Here is a 259-nt window from a genome sequence, read left to right on the forward strand (position 1 = left end):
ACGGTGCGGCTTCTGGAAAGTGCCGGCACCAACGTGCTGGTGGTCGAAAAATCGCGCCGGGTCGGCCTGACCTGGGCGCTGGCCGCTTATGCTGTGTTGCGCGCCGCGCGCGAACGCAAGGCCGGCGGGATGGATGCAATGTATATCTCTTATTCTCAAGAGATGACCCGCGAATTTGTCGATGCCTGCGGGATGTGGGCGCGGTCCTTTAACAGCGCGGCGGCCGAGGCCGAAGAGTTCCTGTTCCCGGACCCTGACG

The 259-nt window shown here is 63.3% G+C and carries 1 protein-coding gene; it reads left to right on the top strand.

Annotated elements, in window-relative coordinates:
• A partial coding sequence (locus Q5762_RS38885; RefSeq protein ID WP_315897034.1) for a hypothetical protein occupies positions 1-259 on the top strand: 259 nt, incomplete at both ends.

The organism is Streptomyces sp. P9(2023), from assembly GCF_032436795.1.
Lineage (GTDB): Bacteria > Actinomycetota > Actinomycetes > Streptomycetales > Streptomycetaceae > Streptomyces.